Origin of the sequence: Cellulomonas sp. PhB143 (genome assembly GCF_003752595.1) — a bacterium.
Classification (GTDB): Bacteria; Actinomycetota; Actinomycetes; order Actinomycetales; family Cellulomonadaceae; genus Paraoerskovia.
The window spans coordinates 482,786-499,164 of sequence record NZ_RKIJ01000009.1 but is presented as its reverse complement, the minus strand read 5'-3'; the positions used below and the strand labels follow the sequence as shown (position 1 = coordinate 499,164).

The 16,379-nt window shown below is 75.6% G+C and carries 16 protein-coding genes; all 16 read left to right on the top strand.

The annotated features are described in order from the left end of the window. Positions 1-104 precede the first annotated feature (104 nt). Positions 105-2,186 (top strand): ATP-dependent zinc metalloprotease FtsH, encoded by a 2,082-nt coding sequence (gene ftsH / locus EDF32_RS03655; RefSeq protein WP_123307131.1) that lies wholly within the window; start codon positions 105-107, stop codon positions 2,184-2,186. Between the two features lie 73 nt (positions 2,187-2,259). Further along, positions 2,260-2,847, top strand: coding sequence for a GTP cyclohydrolase I FolE (gene folE / locus EDF32_RS03650; RefSeq protein WP_123307266.1), 588 nt, complete (start codon positions 2,260-2,262; stop codon positions 2,845-2,847). A gap of 88 nt (positions 2,848-2,935) precedes the next feature. Continuing rightward, positions 2,936-3,865 (top strand): dihydropteroate synthase, encoded by a 930-nt coding sequence (folP, locus tag EDF32_RS03645; RefSeq protein ID WP_123307265.1) that lies wholly within the window; start codon positions 2,936-2,938, stop codon positions 3,863-3,865. Further along, positions 3,862-5,388, top strand: coding sequence for a 2-amino-4-hydroxy-6-hydroxymethyldihydropteridine diphosphokinase (gene folK / locus EDF32_RS03640; protein ID WP_233565671.1), 1,527 nt, complete (start codon positions 3,862-3,864; stop codon positions 5,386-5,388). The genes folP and folK overlap by 4 nt, the downstream gene beginning before the upstream one ends. Positions 5,389-5,399: 11 nt before the next feature. Beyond that, positions 5,400-5,921 (top strand): DUF3180 domain-containing protein, encoded by a 522-nt coding sequence (locus EDF32_RS03635; protein ID WP_123307130.1) that lies wholly within the window; start codon positions 5,400-5,402, stop codon positions 5,919-5,921. Positions 5,922-5,933: 12 nt separating this feature from the next. Next, positions 5,934-6,440, top strand: a complete 507-nt coding sequence (locus EDF32_RS03630) for a PH domain-containing protein (protein ID WP_123307129.1) — start codon at positions 5,934-5,936, stop codon at positions 6,438-6,440. Further along, the gene (locus EDF32_RS03625; RefSeq protein ID WP_123307128.1) at positions 6,437-7,927 is read left to right on the top strand and encodes a PH domain-containing protein; all 1,491 of its coding nucleotides are present in this window, start codon (positions 6,437-6,439) and stop codon (positions 7,925-7,927) included. Before EDF32_RS03630 ends, EDF32_RS03625 begins: the two co-directional genes overlap by 4 nt. Further along, positions 7,924-8,952 carry a Rossmann-like and DUF2520 domain-containing protein gene (locus tag EDF32_RS03620; RefSeq protein WP_123307127.1) on the top strand — a complete coding sequence of 343 codons (1,029 nt, stop codon included), beginning with the start codon at positions 7,924-7,926 and terminating at the stop codon, positions 8,950-8,952. The genes EDF32_RS03625 and EDF32_RS03620 overlap by 4 nt, the downstream gene beginning before the upstream one ends. Then, the gene (gene panC, locus EDF32_RS03615) at positions 8,949-9,899 is read left to right on the top strand and encodes a pantoate--beta-alanine ligase (RefSeq protein ID WP_123307126.1); all 951 of its coding nucleotides are present in this window, start codon (positions 8,949-8,951) and stop codon (positions 9,897-9,899) included. The genes EDF32_RS03620 and panC overlap by 4 nt, the downstream gene beginning before the upstream one ends. A gap of 65 nt (positions 9,900-9,964) precedes the next feature. Continuing rightward, on the top strand, positions 9,965-10,396 hold the full coding sequence (gene panD, locus EDF32_RS03610) for an aspartate 1-decarboxylase (protein WP_123307263.1): 432 nt from the start codon (positions 9,965-9,967) through the stop codon (positions 10,394-10,396). A 7-nt stretch (positions 10,397-10,403) separates the two neighbouring features. After that, positions 10,404-12,095 (top strand): L-aspartate oxidase, encoded by a 1,692-nt coding sequence (locus tag EDF32_RS03605; RefSeq protein ID WP_123307125.1) that lies wholly within the window; start codon positions 10,404-10,406, stop codon positions 12,093-12,095. A gap of 29 nt (positions 12,096-12,124) precedes the next feature. Beyond that, entirely contained in the window at positions 12,125-13,138 is a 1,014-nt protein-coding gene (locus tag EDF32_RS03600) for a M15 family metallopeptidase (protein ID WP_148061560.1), read from the top strand. Positions 13,139-13,159: 21 nt separating this feature from the next. Then, a complete protein-coding gene (nadC, locus tag EDF32_RS03595; RefSeq protein ID WP_123307262.1) occupies positions 13,160-14,104 on the top strand; it encodes a carboxylating nicotinate-nucleotide diphosphorylase in 945 nt (314 codons plus the stop codon). Positions 14,105-14,184: 80 nt separating this feature from the next. Beyond that, positions 14,185-15,711 (top strand): lysine--tRNA ligase, encoded by a 1,527-nt coding sequence (lysS, locus tag EDF32_RS03590; RefSeq protein ID WP_370449901.1) that lies wholly within the window; start codon positions 14,185-14,187, stop codon positions 15,709-15,711. Positions 15,712-15,754: 43 nt separating this feature from the next. Next, on the top strand, positions 15,755-15,943 hold the full coding sequence (locus tag EDF32_RS03585) for a hypothetical protein (protein WP_123307123.1): 189 nt from the start codon (positions 15,755-15,757) through the stop codon (positions 15,941-15,943). A 97-nt stretch (positions 15,944-16,040) separates the two neighbouring features. Continuing rightward, positions 16,041-16,376: an Lsr2 family protein gene (locus tag EDF32_RS03580; RefSeq protein ID WP_123307122.1), complete on the top strand. Its 336-nt coding sequence runs from the start codon at positions 16,041-16,043 to the stop codon at positions 16,374-16,376. Positions 16,377-16,379: the final 3 nt, after the last annotated feature.

The following is a 16,379-nucleotide window of genomic DNA, read 5'->3' as shown; positions in this document are numbered from 1 at the left end:
AGCCCTGGGCGAACACGTCAGCGCGCGCCCAGGGTGAGCGTGTAGTTTCGCAGTCGGAATCGTTGCGCAAGCGGAGGGAAAACGGGCCTCGGTCCCCGTCGTCGATGAACGCCAAGAAGATCTTCAGTGGTCCGTACGTGTGGATCGTCCTCGGGCTGCTCCTCCTGTGGATCGCCTTCACCACCTTCCGCACGCCGTCCGTCCAGCGGATCGACACGTCGCAGGGCTTCGAGCTCCTCGCCGACGGCAAGGTCGACCAGGCGCTGATCGTCGACGGCGACCAGCGCGTACGCCTGACCCTCGACGACGACTTCGTCTACGACGACGCCGACGGCAAGTCCCAGAACAAGGGCAAGAACGTGGAGTTCTTCTACGTCGCGCCGCAGGGCGAGGCGGTCGTCGACGCGGTGGCGACCGCCAGCCCGAAGGACGGCTACAACTCCGAGGTCGCCAAGCAGTCGTTCCTCGCGTCGCTGCTCTCGCTGATCATCCCGTTCCTCATCATCGGCGTGCTCTTCTGGTTCCTGCTCTCGCGCATGCAGGGCGGCGGGTCCAAGGTCATGGGCTTCGGCAAGTCGAAGGCGAAGCTCGTCTCCAAGGACACCCCGCAGGTCACGTTCGCCGACGTCGCCGGCGCGGACGAGGCCGTCGAGGAGCTCCACGAGATCAAGGAGTTCCTCGCCGAGCCCGCGAAGTTCCAGGCCGTCGGCGCGAAGATCCCCAAGGGCGTGCTGCTCTACGGCCCCCCCGGGACGGGCAAGACCCTCCTGGCGCGCGCGGTCGCGGGCGAGGCGGGCGTGCCCTTCTACACGATCTCGGGCTCGGACTTCGTCGAGATGTTCGTCGGCGTCGGCGCGAGCCGCGTGCGCGACCTCTTCGAGCAGGCGAAGCAGAACTCGCCCGCCATCATCTTCGTCGACGAGATCGACGCCGTGGGCCGGCACCGCGGCGCCGGCATGGGTGGCGGGCACGACGAGCGGGAGCAGACGCTCAACCAGCTGCTCGTCGAGATGGACGGGTTCGACGTCAAGACGAACGTCATCCTCATCGCCGCGACGAACCGCCCCGACATCCTCGACCCGGCGCTGCTGCGACCCGGCCGCTTCGACCGCCAGGTCGCCGTCGAGGCCCCCGACCTCAAGGGCCGCGAGGCGATCCTGCGCGTGCACGCCGCGGGCAAGCCGATCGTCCCCGACATCGACCTCGTCGGCGTCGCGCGCCGCACCCCCGGGTTCACCGGCGCGGACCTCGCGAACGTGCTCAACGAGGCGGCGCTGCTCACCGCGCGCAGCGGCGCCCAGCTCATCGACGACCGCGCCCTCGACGAGGCCATCGACCGGGTGATCGCCGGCCCGCAGAAGCGCACCCGGGTGATGAACATCAAGGAGCAGAAGATCACGGCGTACCACGAGGGCGGACACGCGCTCGTGGCGGCCGCGATGCGCTACACGGACCCGGTCACGAAGGTGACCATCCTCCCGCGCGGGCGTGCCCTCGGCTACACGATGGTCATGCCGACCGAGGACAAGTACTCGACGACGCGCAACGAGCTGCTGGACCAGCTCGCCTACGCGATGGGCGGGCGCGTGGCCGAGGAGATCGTCTTCCACGACCCGACCACGGGGGCGTCCAACGACATCGAGAAGGCCAGCTCGATCGCCCGCAAGATGGTCACCGAGTTCGGCATGAGCGAGCGCGTCGGGGCGATCAAGCTCGGCACCGCGGCCGGCGAGCCGTTCCTCGGCCGCGACATGGGCCACCAGCGCGACTACTCCGAGTCGGTCGCGGGCACGGTGGACCACGAGGTGCGCAAGCTCGTCGAGGCGGCGCACGACGAGGCGTGGACGGTGCTCAACGAGTACCGCGACGTGCTCGACACGCTCGTGCTCGAGCTCCTGGAGAAGGAGACGCTCAACCAGGCCGAGCTCGCCCGGGTCTTCGCTCCCGTCGTCAAGCGCGAGGCCCGCGACGTGTGGCTCTCCTCCGAGCAGCGCGCGGTCTCGACCCGCGGCCCCGTGCTCACCGAGGCGGAGAAGGCCGAGCTCGACGGGGCCGAGGTCGTCCCGCAGGACTACGCCGCCGCCGCGAACGACGAGCTGCCCCCGGAGCGCGTCGGCGAGGTGCCGCCGGGCGGCGCCGTCGGTGGCACGCAGGACGCGGTCGACGGGCCGGACGAGCGTGGCTGACAGCGCCTCGGGGCGTGCCTCGGGGCCGGGCGTCGTGCCGGACGCTCCGGCGCGGCACGACGCCGGGCGCGACCTGCGTCGCCCGGCCGACGTGCCGGAGTACGACGAGGCGCGGGTCGCCGCGGCCACCCGCGAGTTCCTCCTCGCCGTCGGCGAGGACCCGGACCGCGAGGGGCTGCGCGAGACCCCCGGGCGCGTCGCGCGCGCCTACCGCGAGATCTTCGCGGGCCTGCGCCAGGAGCCCGACGACGTCCTGACCACGACCTTCGACCTCGGCCACGAGGAGATGGTCCTCGTCAAGGACATCGAGGTGTACTCCACGTGCGAGCACCACCTGGTGCCGTTCCACGGCGTCGCGCACGTCGGTTACATCCCCAGCGCCGACGGGCGGATCACCGGCCTGTCCAAGCTCGCGCGGCTCGTCGACGTCTACGCCCGCCGGCCCCAGGTCCAGGAGCGCCTGACGACGCAGATCGCGGACGCGCTCGTGACGCACCTCGAGGCGCGCGGCGTGATCGTCGTCGTCGAGTGCGAGCACCTGTGCATGTCGATGCGCGGGGTGCGCAAGCCCGCCTCGCGCACGGTGACGTCGGCCGTGCGCGGCCAGATGCGCGACGGCGCGACCCGGGCCGAGGCCATGAGCCTCATCCTGGGCCGCTAGGCGCCGGCGAGCCCGGGCCCTTCTCGTGACCCCCACGCACCCGGCACCGCTGCCGGACCGCCTGACATCCCTGCAGCGCACCCTCGTCATGGGTGTGGTCAACGTGACGCCCGACTCGTTCTCCGACGGCGGCCGATGGTTCGAGCCGGCCGCCGCCGCCGCCCACGGCCGCGAGCTGCTCGCCCAGGGCGCGGACCTGCTCGACGTCGGCGGCGAGTCGACGCGCCCCGGGTCGACGCGCGTCCCGGAGGACGTCGAGCTCGCCCGCGTGCTGCCCGTCGTGCGGACCCTGGCGGGGGAGGGCGCCCTCGTCAGCGTGGACACCACCCGCGCCGCGGTGGCGGCGGAGGCCGTCGCGGCGGGCGCGGTCGTCGTCAACGACGTCTCGGGCGGCCTTGCCGACCCGGCCATGTACGACGCCGTGGCGCGCCTCGGCGTCGTGTACGTCGCCATGCACTGGCGCGGGCCGTCGGACGTGATGGACGACCTGGAGCACTACGACGACGTCGTCGCGGAGGTCCGGGACGAGCTCGCCCAGCGGCTCGAGCGGATGCTCGCGGCGGGCGTCCGGGCCGAGCAGGTGGTGCTCGACCCCGGGCTCGGCTTCTCGAAGGCGGGGGCCGCGAACTGGCCCCTGCTCGCGCACCTGGACGCGCTGCAATCCCTCGGCCGCCCGGTGCTCGTGGGCGCCTCGCGCAAGCGGTTCCTCGGCCGGCTCCTCGCGGAGGACACGGCGGAGCCGGTGCCCGCCGGTGCGCGGGACGGCGCGACGGCGGCGGTCTCCGCGCTGTCCGCGGCGGCCGGCGCCTGGTGCGTGCGCGTGCACGACGTGCCCGGCTCGGCCGACGCCGTCCGGGTCGCCGCGGCTTGGCAGGCGGCGTCGGGGGCGCGAAGGTATGAGTCGGACCGCGGGTCGGTCAGGGGCGTCGACGGCCCCGCCGACCGCACGGCCCGTGACCGGCGCGGGCAGGGGACCCAGGACGACCAGCAGGACGACACGAGGCGGAGGACGACGTGAGCGACGCGAGCGCGGGACCGTACCCCGGACCGGACGGCATGGTGGCCGACCAGATCCGGGTGACCGGGCTGACGGCCACGGGCCACCACGGGGTGCTGGCGCACGAGCGCCGGGACGGTCAGACGTTCGTCGCCGACGTCGTCATGCACGTCGACACGCGACCGGCGGCGGCGGGCGACGACCTCGCCGAGACCACGAGCTACGCCGAGGTCGCCGAGGAGGTCGTGGCGGTGCTCGAGGGCTCGCCCAGCGACCTCATCGAGACCGTCGCCGAGCGGGTGGCGGCCACCGTGCTCGCGCACCCGGGCGTGCTCGCGGTCGACACCACGATCCACAAGCCGCAGGCGCCGATCGCGGTCCCGTTCGACGACGCGGTCGTCTCGGTGCGCCGGGACCGGGTGCACCGCCCGCCGGTGGTCCCCCCGGCCCCGCCGCTCGGGGCCCCGCCCGCCGCCGCCGCCGACGACGACGCGGCGGACCGGAGCGAGCACGCGGTGCCGACGGCGCTGTCGGTGCCGCCCGTGCCGACGGCGCCGTCGGTGCCCGTCGAGCCGCTGGCGGAGGCCGCACCGGCGGTCGACGCGGCCCCGTCCCTCGACGGGACGGGCGACGGGCCGGACGGTGCCGGTCCCGACGGTGCCGAGCAGAGCGCCGCGCCCGAGGACCACGAGCCGGACCGCATGGACCAGATCCCGGCCGGCCCGGTCGACGTCGTGCTCGCGCTCGGCGCGAACCTGGGCGACCCGCGCGCGACCCTGCGTGCCGCTGTCCTGGACGTGGACCGGATCTCGGGCCTCGAGCTGACGGAGGTGGCCCCCCTCGCCCGGACCGCGGCGGTCGGCCCCGAGCAGCCCGACTACCTCAACACGGTCGTGCTCGGCCGCACCACCCTCTCGGCGCGCGACCTGCTGCACGCGTGCCAGGAGGTCGAGCTCAAGCACGGGCGCGAGCGGCACGAGCGCTGGGGGCCGCGCACCCTCGACGTCGACATCGTCACCTACGGCACGCTCGTCGGGTCGGCCGACGACCTCGAGATCCCGCACCCCCGCGCGCACGAGCGGGCGTTCGTGCTGGAGCCGTGGGCGCAGGTCGACCCGGACGCCGTCCTGCCCGGCCTCGGCGGCGGCGGGGTCGCGGCGCTGGCGGCGACCGCGCCGGACCGCCCGGGCGTGCGCTGGCTCGCGCTCGACTGGCTGACGGAGCCGGAGCCCGGCCCGGCCGTCGTCGCCCCGGTGACGGGAGGTCACCGCACCGCCCCGGAGGTCGACGCGCAGGTGCCGGTGGTGGGCACCGAGGACGCGCGGGGCAGCGGAGACACTCCCCGCCCGGCCGACGACGCGGAGGCGGTCGAGGGGCGCGGGACCGCATCGGTCGAACACCCGGCTCCCGTCGCGGCGGGCGCTCCCGGCGCGCCCGCAGCACCCGCCGTACAGCAGGCGCCGGTCGTCCCGCCCGCGCCGCCGGTCCAGGACGGCCCCGCGAGCGAGCGCCCGTCCCCGTGGATGCCCCCGAGCGAGGGGTGAGCGGAGGTCCCATGGGCAGCACCCGGCGTCGGACCCTCGTGCTCGTCGCGGTGGTCGTGGCCGTCCTCACGTGGGGTCTGGCCGGCCTCGCCGAGGACGGGGGAGTCTTCCTGCCCGCGGTGCCCTGGCCGGTCGACGCCACGCTCGTCGTGATCGCGGCGGCCGTGGCCTGGGCGGGCTGGGGCGTGCGCGCGTACCAGCGCGGCGACCGCCCGGCGCTGAGCGGCCTGCGTGCCGCCCGGACGCTGGTGCTCGCGAAGGCGACGGCGCTCACCGGTGCCGTGCTCGTCGGCTGGTACGGCGGCCAGGCCCTGCTGTTCCTCGGCGAGCTCGGCATCGAGGCGCGCCGCGACAAGGCGGTCGCCGCCGGGGTCGCGGTCCTCTGCTCGGTGCTGGTCGCGGTCGCCGGCCTGCTCGCGGAGCACTGGTGCCGGCTCCCGCCCGACGACGGGCCGGGAGGCGGCCGGGGCGGCGGTGACGCCGACGCGCGTCGCGACGAGGGCCCGGACGAGGCCGGGGCGGCCGCGGCCTGAGATGATGCGGCCATGAGCACCCCACCCTCGTCGCCTGCGCGCGGGCCGTTCGACCCGCCCGGCGTCGAGTGGCGCGGCGTCAGCCCCCGGCTCGTCGCCGCGCGGCTCCTCGTGGTCTCGCTGTGGGCGCTCGTGCCGTTCGCGGCGGGGATCGTCCTGGCCGTCGCGGTCACGCCGTGGTGCTGGGTGCTCGCGGCGGCGGCTCTCGTCGGGGTCTGCTGGGCGGGCTGGCTGGTGCCCCGCCAGGTGCGGGCCACCGGGTACGCGGAGCGCGCCGACGACCTGCTGATCCGGCGCGGGATCATGTTCCGCTCGCTCGTGGTGGTCCCCTACGGGCGCCTGCAGTACGTGGACGTCGAGGCGGGCCCGGTCGCGGCGCGCTTCCGCATCGCCCAGGTCCAGCTGCACACCGCCTCGCCCGCGACCGACGCCGCGGTGCCCGGCCTGGCGCCCGACGACGCCGCCCGCCTCCGCGACCGGCTCGCCGCGCGCGGTGAGGCCCGGCTGGCCGGTCTGTGAGCGCCGGGTCGCAGCCCGCGGACGGCACGGGGCTCGAGTGGCGCCGGGTGCATCCCGTGACGGCGCTCGTGCGCGGCTGGACCGTCTTCGCGGCGCTCGCCGTGGTCGTCGCGCAGCAGTCGTCCGACGACCTCCTCGCCGGCCGTGGCCTGGGTGTCCCGGCGCACTTCGGCACGATCCTCCTCGGCCTCGCGGCCGTCGCCGTGCTGGGCCTCGGCTGGTCGGCGGTCTCGTGGCGGTGCACCACGTACGCGATCGACGACGACTCGGTGCACCTGCGCACCGGCGTCCTCTTCCGCCAGCAGCGCAAGGCGCGCCTGGACCGGCTGCAGGCGGTCGACGTCGTCCAGCCGCTGGTCGCCCGGCTCGTGGGGCTCGCGGAGCTGCGCCTCGAGGTCGCCGGCGGCGGCGACTCCGCGATCCGCCTCGGGCTGCTGCGGGTCGGGGAGACGGACGCGCTGCGCAACGAGCTGCTCGCCCGGGCGGCGGGCGTGCGGGCGGCGCGGGCCGCCGCGGCCGTGCCTGCTGTGCCGCCCGCCGCGGCCGTGCCTGGTGTGCCGCCCGCCGCGGCGGCCCCCGAGCGCCCGCTGCTCGAGGTCTCGCCCGGGCGCCTGATCTGGTCGCTGGTCCGCTCGGGGGCGTTCGTGCTCTTCGTGCTCGGCGCGCTGGCCCTCGCGGCGGTGACGGCGGGGACGCGCCAGACCGTGCTGCTCGTGAGCCTGCTCCCCGCGATGCTGGGCATCCTCGGGTACGCGTTCTCGCGGTTCTCCCGGGAGTTCGGGTTCCGCAGCGCGATCTCGCCGGACGGCATCCGCCTGCGGCACGGGCTCCTGGAGTCGCGCGCGCAGACCATCCCGCCCGGACGCGTGCAGGCGGTGCGGCTGACGCAGCCGCTGCTGTGGCGCGACCGGGACTGGTGGCGCGTCGAGGTCAACGTCGCCGGCTACGGGCGCGGGGGGCAGGACGGCGAGAGCTCCTCGGTCCTGCTGCCCGTGGGCTCCCGCGAGGACGCCGTACGCACCGTGTGGCTGGTGCTGCCCGACCTCGGGACGCCCGACCCGGTCGACCTGCTCGACGAGGCCCTCGCCGGGTCCGGCGCCGGGCCGCACGGCCGCTTCACGGTGAGCCCTCGCGCCGCGCGCTGGCTCGACCCGTGGGCGTGGTCGCGGGACGGCTTCGCGGTCACCGGACGGGCGCTGCTGCTGCGCGGCGGGCGGCTCGTGCGCCGCCTCGTGCTCGTGCCGCACGAGCGCACCCAGTCCGTCGGCCTCGAGCAGGGGCCCCTGCAGCGCCGGCTGGGTCTCGCGAGCGTCCTCGTGCACTCCACTCCCGGCCCGGTCGCGCCGCAGGTCCCGCACCTGCGGGCGGCCGACGCCGCGGCGCTCGTGGACGCCCAGGCGGCGCGGGCGCGCGAGGCCCGCGCGCACGACGTCCCCGAGCGCTGGATGGCGCCCGGCCCCCGACCCACCCCGGAGGACCCCACATGACCGGCCCCGTCCCGCCCTCGCAGCCGCCGCGCCCCGGGCGCCTCGGCATCGGCGTCGTGGGCGCCGGCCGCGTCGGCGCCGTGCTCGGCAGCGCGCTGCGCGCCACGGGTCACGCCGTCGTCGGGGCGAGCGGCGTCTCGCAGGCCTCGCGCGAGCGGATCGAGATCCTCCTGCCCGGCGTGCCGGTGCTCGAGGTCGCCGACGTGGTCGAGCGTGCCGAGCTCGTGCTCCTCGCCGTGCCCGACGACGAGCTCGCCGAGCTCGTGTCCGGGCTCGCGGCGACCGGGGCGTGGCAGCCGGGCCAGCTGGTCGTGCACACCTCCGGCCGCTACGGCGTGGGCGTGCTCGAGCCCGCGCGCGCCCAGGGCGCCATCCCGCTCGCGGTGCACCCCGCGATGACGTTCACGGGCACGTCCCTGGACCTCGCCCGCCTGGAGGGCACGACGTTCGCCGTCACCTCCGCGCCCGCCGTCCAGCCGATCGGTCAGGCGCTGGTCGTCGAGATGGGCGGCGAGCCCGTCGTCGTCGCCGAGGACCTGCGCGGGCTCTACCACGCGGCGCTCGCGCACGGCGCGAACCACCTCGTCGTGCTCGTGGCGCAGGCCGCCCAGGCGCTGCGGGCGGCGGGCGTCGCACGGCCCGGCCGCACGCTCGCCCCGCTGCTGTCGGCCGCGCTCGACGGGTCGCTGCGCGCCGCGGACGCCGCCGCCGACGCGGCGGGCGAGCTCGCCGGTCCCGCCGTCGGTCCGGACGACGGCCCCGCCACCCGCGCCGACGACCACCTCGACGTCGACCCCGGCGCCATCGCCGCGCTCACCGGCCCCGTCTCCCGGGGGGACGTGGGCACCGTCGTCGAGCACCTGCGGGTCCTGGAGGCGCTGGCGGCCGACGACGGCGCGACGGACCTCCCGTCGTCCTACCGAGAGCTCGCGCGCGCCGGGGCGCGCCGCGCGCTCGCCGCCGGGCGCATCGGCCCGGCCCAGACCGAGCGGCTGCTCGACGTCCTCGAGGAGGAGACCCGATGACCCCCCCGCCCGACCAGACCCACCCGCTGCCGCCGGTCGCCCGCACCCGCGAGGAGCTCGCGGAGGCCCTCGACGGCGCGTGCCCGGGCACGGCCGGCGCCCGCGCCGTCCCCGCCCGGCGCGCGGTCGTCATGACGATGGGCGCCCTGCACGACGGGCACCTGCGGCTCGTCGCCCGGGCGCGGGACCTCGTCGGCCCGGACGGGCAGGTCGTCGTGACGATCTTCGTCAATCCCCTGCAGTTCGGGCCCGGCGAGGACCTCGAGCGCTACCCGCGCGACCTGGCCGGCGACCTGGCGCGCCTCGCCCCGCTGCGGCCGGACCTGGTCCTCGCGCCCGCGACCGACGTCGTCTACCCCGACGGCGACCCGATCGTGCGCGTGAGCTCCGGGCGGCTGGGGCGGGTGCTCGAGGGCGCGCACCGCCCCGGGCACTTCGACGGCGTGCTCACGGTGGTGCTCAAGCTGCTGCAGCTCGTGCGGCCCGACGTCGCGGTGTTCGGCGAGAAGGACGCGCAGCAGCTGCTCGCCGTGCGCCGCATGGTCCGGGACCTGGACCTCGGCGTCGAGATCGCCGGCGTGCCCATCGCGAGGGACCCGGACGGGCTCGCGATGTCCTCGCGCAACGCCTACCTCTCCGCGGCGGACCGCGCGGACGCCGTCGCGCTGGCCGCCGCGCTCCGGGCCGGCGCGGCCGCCGCCGCGGACGGCGCGGCCCCGGACGCCGTCGTCGCGCGCGCCGCGGGAATGCTGGACGAGCGCCCGGGCGTTGACGTGGATTACCTGGTCCTCGTGGACCCGACTACCGTGGAGGAGGTCGGGCCCGGGTTCTCGGGGCCGGCCCTGCTGCTCGTCGCGGCGCGGGTCGGCACGACACGACTCATCGACAACCTCGCGGTGCGGATCTCGCAGACCGGCCGCGCGGACGGCGGAAAGGCGAACGCGTGAGCACCGACGGCGCGACCACCACCGGTACCGGCAGCGACCGGGCCCCCGGCTCGCTGCGGCGACCGATGATGATCGGCAAGATCCATCGCGCCACGGTCACCCAGGCGAACCTGCACTACGTGGGCTCCATCACGGTGGACTGCGACCTGCTGGACGCGGCAGACCTCTACCCGGGCCAGCAGGTCGACGTCGTCGACGTCACCAACGGCTCCCGGCTGACGACGTACGTCATCCCCGGCGAGCGGGGAGCCGGCCAGGTGTGCATCAACGGTGCCGCCGCCCACCACGTGCGCCCGGGGGACACCGTCATCCTCATCGCCTACGGCACCATGTCCTCGGCGGACGCGCGGCACTTCCTGCCGCACGTCGTGTTCGTCGACGGCGACAACCGCATCGTCGAGGTCTCGGACGAGCCGGGCCAGGTGCCCGACGGCTACGACCTCGAGCCCAGCGGGCTCCCGATCCACGACCTCCAGGTCGCGGTGGGCGTCGAGTGACGCACGCGTGAGCGCGGCCCGGCTCGCCCGGAGCCTCGCGGCGCCCGCGCCCGGGTGGACGACGTCGGCCGACGTGATCGTGGTCGGCTCCGGCGTCGCCGGTCTCACCGCCGCCCTCGAACTGCGCACCAAGGTGTCCCACGTCCTGCTGGTCACCAAGGACGCGCTGTCCTCGGGCTCGACGGTGTGGGCGCAGGGCGGCATCGCCGCGGCGCTCGACCCGGACGACTCGCCCGCCGCGCACCTGGCCGACACCCTCACGGCGGGCGGCGGGGTGTGCGACCGGGCGGCGGTCGAGGTGCTCGTCACCGAGGGCCCGGCCCGCGTCCGCGAGCTCGTGGCACGCGGCGCCGTCTTCGACCTGGACGACGGCGGCGGCATCGCGCTGACCCGCGAGGGCGGGCACCGCGCCGACCGGATCGCGCACGCCGGCGGCGACGCGACGGGCGCCGAGATCTCGCGCGCGCTGGTGGCGCAGATCGAGGCTGTCCGGCACGACCCGGGCATCGAGGTCCTCGAGAACGCGCTGGTCCTCGACGTCCTGACGAGCGACCCGGCGGCGCCCGGCGGCCCGCGGGCCTGCGGCGTGACGCTGCACGTGCGCGGCGCCGGCACGCGCGACGGTGTCGGCCGGGCCCTGGCCCGGGCGGTGGTCCTCGCGACCGGCGGCATCGGCCAGGTGTTCCGCGCGTCGACGAACCCGGCGGCGGCCACGGGCGACGGGATGGCGGCGGCGCTGCGCGCGGGGGCGGACCTCGGCGACCTGGAGTTCGTCCAGTTCCACCCGACGGTGCTCTGGCGGGGCGCGGGCGCCAAGGGCCAGCTGACGCTCGTGTCCGAGGCGGTGCGGGGCGAGGGGGCCCTGCTGCTGGACACGCACGGGACGCGGTTCATGCCCGCGGTGCACCCCATGGCGGAGCTCGCGCCGCGCGACGTCGTCGCCCACGCCATCGTGCGCCGCACGGCGCAGACCGGCTCGGACCACGTGCTGCTGGACGCCCGCCACCTGGGTGCGGACTTCCTGCGCCGGCGCTTCCCGACCATCACCGCGAACCTGCTCGCCCAGGGCGTCGACATCACCGAGGAGCCCGTGCCGGTCGCCCCCGCCCAGCACTACCACTCGGGCGGGGTGGTCACGGACGTGCTCGGGCGCTCGACGCTGGACGGCCTGTACGCGGTCGGCGAGGTCGCGTGCACGGGCGTGCACGGCGCCAACCGGCTCGCGTCGAACTCGCTCCTCGAGGGGCTGGTCTTCGCCCACCGGGCGGCCCACGACATCATCGCGCGCATCATCGCGGGGGAGCTGCCGGCGACCTCGCCGGTGCCGCGCCCGGGACCGTCGGCCCTCGTGCCCGCCGCGGCCCGCACCCGCGTCCAGGCGCTCGCGTCCGAGGGGTCCGGGCCGATCCGCACGGAGGACGGGCTCGCGCAGGAGCTCGCCGGGCTCGCGTCGGTGCGCACCGACGCCCACGCCGCCGAGGCCCGGGCCGCGACCGGCGTGGCGGCGCAGCCGCAGGTCGCCGAGTGGGAGACCACGAACGTGCACCAGGTCGCGACGGCGCTCGCGCTCGCCGCGCGCGCCCGGACCGAGAGCCGCGGCGGGCACTTCCGGGCCGACGCCCCGGGCACGGACCCCGCCTGGGAGCGGCGCGTCGTCGTGCGGCTGGAGGACGACGGCGAGGTCCGCGTCGTCCGGTGACGGCACCCGCCGCGGCTAGGGTGGGCGGCGTGAGGATCGTCGCGCGTCTCGGCCTGGCCCTCGTGGTCGTGGTCGTCGTCTGGGTCGTCGCCGTAGGTGCGGGACCCGACGACCGGGACGCCGGCACGTCGGCCTCCGGGCGGGGCGGCGACGCCGCCGTCGCCCCCGTGGACGAGGGGCCCGCCGCGCACGCCCCGGCCCCGACCGTCGCCCCCTCCGCCTCCACCTCCGCCCCGGGCGCCGCGCGCGCGACGGACGGGCCGCCGTCGGGCGCGCCGTCGTCGGACGCCGTGGTGGTGGACCTGCGCATGCTCGACCGCTGGTCCGCGATGGGCGGCGACGACGGGTTCCTCGGCGCGCCGGAGGCGACGGCCGCGTGCACGCCGTCGGACGTCGACGCGACGCGCTGCGTGCAGCGCTTCGCCGGCGGCACGCTGGTCTGGACGGTGGACGACGGCGCGCACCTCGCCGCGGCGGACGACGCGTCCGGCCCGCTCGTGGTCGTCAACAAGGCCCGACCCCTGCACCCGCGCGACTACGCGCCCCGCGTCGTGGAGGTCAGCGGCGGCCAGAGCCTGTCGACGGCGGTGGCACCGGCCGCGAAGACGCTGCTGGCGGCCGCCCGCAAGGCCGACCTGCCCATGACCGTGCGCAGCGGGTACCGCTCCTACGCGGACCAGAAGGACGCCTATCGCAAGTGGTCGGCGACCCTCGGCGACGACGAGGCCGACCGCGAGTCGGCGCGTCCGGGGTTCTCCGAGCACCAGACCGGGCTGGCCCTGGACCTGCTGCCCGCGGACGGGCCCTGCGACGCGTTCGGCTGCTTCGCCGGCACCCCCGAGGCGCGCTGGCTCGCGCAGAACGCGTACCGCTACGGGTTCGTGGTCCGCTACCCGAAGGGCGCGGAGGCCACGACGGGCTACGTCTACGAGCCGTGGCACCTGCGCTACGTCGGGCGGGACGTCGCCGTGACCATGCGCGCTCAGCACGCGACGGTCCTCGAGACGTTCCTCGGTCTGCCCGCGGCGCCCGACTACCCGTAGCCCGTCGGCTAGCGTGTGCGCGTGACCGCCGACCAGCACGCACCCCAGCTCGCCGCGGGCAGCGCCGCATCCCTCGTCGAGCCTCCGCTCGACCCGGCCTGGGCGGCGCGCGCCGTGCAGACCGCGCTCGACGAGGACCTCGGCGCCGCGCCCGGCCGCGACGTCACCACGCAGGCGACGGTCCCGGCGTCGGCCCGCGGCACGGCCGACCTGGTCGCGCGCGCCCCGGGCGTCGTGGCGGGGCTCGTCGTCGTCCCCGAGGTGCTCGCCCAGGTGGCCGGGCGGCTCGGCCTCGACGTCCCCGAGGTGACGTTCGCCGCCCGCGACGGGGACGCCGTCGTCGCCGGCCAGGTGCTGGCCCGGCTCGCCGGACCGACGCAGGTGCTGCTCGTCGCCGAGCGCACGCTCCTCAACCTCGCGAGCCGCGCGAGCGGCGTCGCGACGGCGACCCGCGCCTGGGCGGACGCCCTCGCGGGCACGGGCGCGCAGGTGCTCGACACCCGCAAGACCACGCCCGGGCTGCGTGCGCTGGAGAAGTACGCCGTGCGGGCCGGCGGGGGGACGAACAAGCGCATGGGGCTGTACGACGTCGCGATGGTCAAGGACAACCACGTGGTGGCCGCGGGCTCCGTGGCGGGCGCGGTCGCGGCCGTGCGCGGGGCGTTCCCCGACGTGCTCGTGCAGGTCGAGGCGGACACGGTCGAGCAGGCGATGGAGGCGCTCGACGCGGGCGCCGACTTCCTGCTGCTCGACAACATGGCGACCCCCGTCCTGGCGCGCGCCGTCGCGGCGGTGCGGGCCCGGGAGGCCGAGACCGGCCCCGTGGAGCTCGAGGCGACCGGCAAGCTGACGCTCGACCGGGCGCGCGAGGTCGCGGGCACCGGCGTCGACCACCTCTCGGTCGGTGCGCTGACCCACTCCGCGCCGATCCTCGACCTCGCACTCGACCTGCGGCCCGCTCCCTGAGTGCCGGGTCGCGCAGGCCCCGCGCCGTCTCGGCGAGGTGCCCGGCCGGGTGTGAGGTGCGTCGCCCGTAGAATCGAGGGGTGACCTCCCCGCAGAACCCCGCCTCCGCCGCGCCGTCCGGCGAGCCCGACGACCTTCCCGAGCAGATGCGCGTGCGCCGCGAGAAGCGCGACCGGCTGCTCGAGCAGGGGGGCGAGGCCTACCCCGTCACCCTGCCCGTCACGCACGCGATCGCGGCGGTCCGCGAGGGGTACGGCCACCTGGAGGCCGGCCAGGAGACGGACGACGTCGTCGGCGTCGCAGGCCGCGTCGTCTTCCTGCGCAACACGGGCAAGCTGTGCTTCGTCACGCTGCAGGACGGCGAGGGGAACCGGCTGCAGGCGATGCTCAGCCTGAAGGAGGTCGGCGAGGAGCCGCTGGCCGCGTTCAAGTCCACCGTCGACCTCGGCGACCACCTCTTCGTCCACGGTCGCGTGGGCGCGTCGCGGCGCGGCGAGCTGAGCGTCTTCGCGGGCTCGTGGCAGATGGCGGCGAAGGCGCTGCGCCCGCTGCCGGTGCTGCACAAGGACCTCTCCGAGGAGGCGCGGGTCCGCCAGCGCTACGTCGACCTCATCGCTCGCCCCGCCGCGCGGGACATGGTCCGCACGCGCGCGGGGGTCATGCGCTCGCTGCGGGACAACCTGCACGGTCGCGGGTTCCTCGAGGTCGAGACGCCGATGCTGCAGACCGTCGCGTCCGGCGCGGCGGCGCGGCCGTTCGCCACCCACATGAACGCCTACGACATCGAGCTCTTCCTGCGGATCGCGCCGGAGCTCTTCCTCAAGCGCGCCGTGGTGGGCGGGGTCGAGAAGGTCTTCGAGATCAATCGGAACTTCCGCAACGAGGGTGCCGACTCCACGCATTCCCCGGAGTTCGCGATGATCGAGGCCTACGAGGCGTACGGCGACTACAACTCCATCGGGGCGCTCACGCAGGATCTCGTGCAGCGGGCGGCACGTGAGGTTCTCGGGACCACCGTGGTGACGCTCCCGGACGGTGAGGAGTACGAGCTCGGCGGCGAATGGGCGCAGATCACGATGTACGGCTCGCTCTCCGAGGCGCTGGGCGAGGAGATCACCCCCGAGACCACGGTGGATCATCTGACCGAGCTCGCCGAGAAGGCCGAGATCTCGGTCGACCTGAAGAAGATGAATCACGGCAAGCTCGTCGAGGAGCTGTGGGAGCACCACGTGGGCGACGACCTGTACGCGCCCACGTTCGTGCGCGACTTCCCGGTGGAGACCTCCCCGCTGGTGCGCGCGCACCGCACCGTGCCGGGCGTCGTCGAGAAGTGGGACCTGTACGTGCGCGGGTTCGAGCTGGGCACCGGGTACTCCGAGCTGGTCGACCCGGTGATCCAGCGGGAGCGGTTCGAGACGCAGGCGCGCCTGGCCGCGGCCGGGGACGACGAGGCCATGCGGCTCGACGACGACTTCCTCACCGCGATGGAGTTCGCGATGCCGCCGTCCGGCGGGATGGGGATGGGGGTCGACAGGCTCCTCATGGCGCTCACGGGCCTGGGAGTTCGCGAGACGATCCTCTTCCCCCTCGTCAAGCCGTCGCGCTGACCGCGCTGCTTCTTTCTTCTCCCGACGACGTAGGATCGAGAACGTGAACGACATCTGGCCCGCACTCGGTGCGCTCGTCCCCTCGGTCGGCGTCGGCCTCCTTTTCTGGTTCGCCATGCGCGCGGTGATCCGCGCCGATCGCAACGAGCGTCTCGCGGTCGCCCGCCTGGAGGCTGCCCAGGACGCGGCGGCCAATTCCGCGGCGAATGTTCCGGAGCACCCGGAAAGATAATTCTCCGGACGTCGGGCGTTTCCGCTTTGACCGGGTGAAATCGGTGTGCCACTATTTCCGTGACGCAGCACCCCGACCCCCGAAAGGCGCACAAGAAATGGCTCAGAAGGTCCAGGTCATCCTCATCGACGACATCGACGAGGCCGCGGCGGACGAGACGGTCACCTTCTCGCTCGACGGCGTCTCGTACGAGATCGACCTCAGCACGGAGCACGCACAGGAGCTGCGGGACTCGTTCGCGTCGTGGATCGGGCACGCCCGCAAGGTGACCCGCGGGGCCCGCGCGCCTCGTCCCGCGCGCGCCGCGCGCCGCGCCGGCACCCCGTCGAAGGCGACCGAGGTCCGCGAGTGGGCCCGTGCCAACGGCCACGAGGTCAGCGAGCGCGGCCGCATCTCGGCGGACGTGCAGAAGGCGTACGACGACGCCCACTGAGCC

Bases quoted from the DNA above. Each gene is read 5' to 3' on its own strand.
- EDF32_RS03580 (WP_123307122.1), top strand. From the start codon at position 16,041: ATGGCTCAGAAGGTCCAGGTCATCCTCATCGACGACATCGACGAGGCC.
- EDF32_RS03635 (WP_123307130.1), top strand. From the start codon at position 5,400: ATGGGCAGCACCCGGCGTCGGACCCTCGTGCTCGTCGCGGTGGTCGTG.
- ftsH (WP_123307131.1), top strand. From the start codon at position 105: ATGAACGCCAAGAAGATCTTCAGTGGTCCGTACGTGTGGATCGTCCTC.
- panD (WP_123307263.1), top strand. From the start codon at position 9,965: ATGATGATCGGCAAGATCCATCGCGCCACGGTCACCCAGGCGAACCTG.
- EDF32_RS03620 (WP_123307127.1), top strand. From the start codon at position 7,924: ATGACCGGCCCCGTCCCGCCCTCGCAGCCGCCGCGCCCCGGGCGCCTC.
- panC (WP_123307126.1), top strand. From the start codon at position 8,949: ATGACCCCCCCGCCCGACCAGACCCACCCGCTGCCGCCGGTCGCCCGC.
- folP (WP_123307265.1), top strand. From the start codon at position 2,936: ATGGGTGTGGTCAACGTGACGCCCGACTCGTTCTCCGACGGCGGCCGA.
- EDF32_RS03630 (WP_123307129.1), top strand. From the start codon at position 5,934: ATGAGCACCCCACCCTCGTCGCCTGCGCGCGGGCCGTTCGACCCGCCC.